Origin of the sequence: Cereibacter johrii, assembly GCF_001720585.1 — a bacterium.
Classification (GTDB): domain Bacteria; phylum Pseudomonadota; class Alphaproteobacteria; order Rhodobacterales; family Rhodobacteraceae; genus Cereibacter_A; species Cereibacter_A johrii.
The window spans coordinates 1-2,293 of record NZ_MABH01000103.1 but is presented as its reverse complement, the minus strand read 5'-3'; the positions used below and the strand labels follow the sequence as shown (position 1 = coordinate 2,293).

Annotated in this window: 2 pseudogenes; one reads left to right on the top strand and one right to left on the bottom strand. The window is 74.1% G+C overall.

The window, feature by feature from the left end:
• A pseudogene (locus tag A9O63_RS07670) lies at window positions 1-1,761 on the bottom strand (beta strand repeat-containing protein); the annotation flags it as partial.
• 252 nt (window positions 1,762-2,013) lie between these two features.
• On the opposite strand from A9O63_RS07670, the pseudogene A9O63_RS07665 reads away from it, so the two are divergent.
• A pseudogene (locus A9O63_RS07665) lies at window positions 2,014-2,293 on the top strand (tetratricopeptide repeat protein); the annotation flags it as partial.

Here is a 2,293-nt window from a genome sequence, read left to right as displayed (position 1 = left end):
CTGCGCCGTGGTGAGCGCCGCCACCTGCGCCGTCGTCAGCGCGCCCACCTGCGTCGAACTCAGCGCCTTCACCCCGGCGGTCGAGAGCACGGCCAGATCGGCCGTCTCAAGCGCCGCCACCTGCGCGGTCGAGAGCCCGGCCACCTGCGTCGACCCCAGCGCCGCCGCCTGCGCCGTGGTCAGCGCCACGATCTGCGCCGTCCCGAGCCCTTTCAACGCGGCACTCGAGAGCTGGCCCACCTGAGCCGTGGTGAGCGCCGCCACCTGCGCCGTGGTCAGGCCCGCAGCCTGCGCCGAACCCAGACCCTTCAGCCCCGTCGTGGAGAGCGCGGCCAGATCCGCCGTCTCCAGCGCCGCGATCTGCGCGCTCGAGAGGCCTGCCACCTGCGCCGAGCCGAGCCCGGCCGCCTGCGCCGTCGTCAGGGCCACCACCTGCGCCGTCGTCACGCCCTTCAGCGCCGCCGTCGTGAGCGCGCCGAGCTGTGCGGTCGTCAGCGCCGCCACCTGCGCCGTGGTCAGCGCCCCCGCCTGGGTCGAGCTCAGCCCCTTCACCGCCCCCGTCGAGAGCGCGGCGACCTGCGCCGTGGTCAGCGCCGCCACCTGCGCCGTCGTGAGGCTTGCAGCCTGACCCGAGGTCAGGGCATTCGCCGCCCCCGTCGAGAGCGCCGCGAGATCGGCCGTCTCGAGCGCCGCCACCTGCGCGGTCGAGAGCGCCGCGATCTGCGCCGTCCCGAGGGCCCCCGCCTGCGCCGTCGTCAGCGCCACGATCTGCGCCGTCCCGAGCCCTTTCAACGCGGCACTCGAGAGCTGGCCCACCTGAGCCGTGGTCAGTGCCGCCACCTGCGCCGTGGTCAGGCCCGCGGCCTGCGCCGAGCCCAGCCCCTTCAGCCCCGCCGTGGAGAGCGCGGCCAGATCCGCCGTCTCGAGCGCTGCCACCTGCGTGCTCGACAGGCCCGCCACCTGCGCCGAGCCGAGCCCCGCCGCCTGCGCCGTCGTCAGGGCCACCACCTGCGCCGTGGTCAGGCCCTTCAGCGCCCCGGTCGAGAGCGCGCCGAGCTGGGCCGTGCTCAGCGCCGCCACCTGCGCCGTGGTCAGCGCGCCCACCTGGGTCGAGCTCAGCCCCTTCACGGCCACGCTGGTGAGGGCCGCGAGATCGGCCGTCTCCATCGCCGCCGCCTGCGCCGTCGTGAGCGCCGCGACCTGTGCCGAGCCGAGCGCCGCCGCCTGCGCGCTCGAGAGCGCCACGATCTGCGCCGTGCCGAGCCCCGTCATGCCCGCGGTCGAGAAGGACTTGAGCTGGGCGGTCGACAGGGCGGCCACCTGGGCCGTCGTGAGACCCGAGGCCTGGACCGAGCCCAGACCCTTGACCGCCACGCTGGACAGGGCCGCAACCTGCGCCGTGCTGAAGGCCGCCACCTGCGCGGTCGAGAGCCCCCCGAGCTGCGCCGAAGTCAGCCCCGCCACCCCCGTGGCCGAGAGCGCCGCGAGATCGGCCGTCTCCATCGCCGCCACCTGCGCCGTCGTCAGCGCGGCCAGCTGGGCCGAGCCGAGCGCCGCCGCCTGCGCCGTCGTCAGCGCCACCACCTGCGCATCCCCCAGCCCCTTCAGCGACGCCGCCTTGACCCAGCCGATCTGCTGGGCGGTCAGCGCCGCGATCTGGGCGGTGGAGAGGGCGGCCAGATCCTGGCTCGACATGCTGGCGACCTCGGTGCTCGTCAGGGCCGCGATCTCTGCTGTGGTCTTGCTGCTGAAGTCGGTCATCACACTCACCCTATGGGGGCGGGGCGCACGCATTTCCTGGGCGCATCCACCAGCATGCGGAGCCATGCTGGCCTCCGTGATTTCCGGCATTCTTCTCAACGGCGGTAAGGAAAGTCCTAACGCCGCCTGCCGCGACCGCGCGTTCCTCCTAAAATTGAAGCGGGCTCGCGGCGCACACGGAAGAGGTCAGGCCCGGCATGAGGACTCCCTTAACCGGAAGCGGCGAAGGTGCCGCAAACCGAGGAGATCCCCATGACGGTGCAGCCCGCCCCGATCCTGCCCATCGGCTCCGTGTCCCCCCTGCTCACGGCCGAGCAGCTGGTGGCTCTGGCCGAGGCCGCGCCTGCGGCGGCGATCGAGATCTACCGGCGCTGGCTCGCGCTCCATCCCGAGCGGCCCGACGCCTGGATCGCCTGGTTCAATCTCGCGGTGCTGCTCGAGGCGGCGGGCCAGCCTCAGGGGGCGCTCGGCGCGGCCGCCACGGCGCTGCGCCAGAAGCCGGACCTGTGGCAGGCGGCCCTCGCGGCCGGTC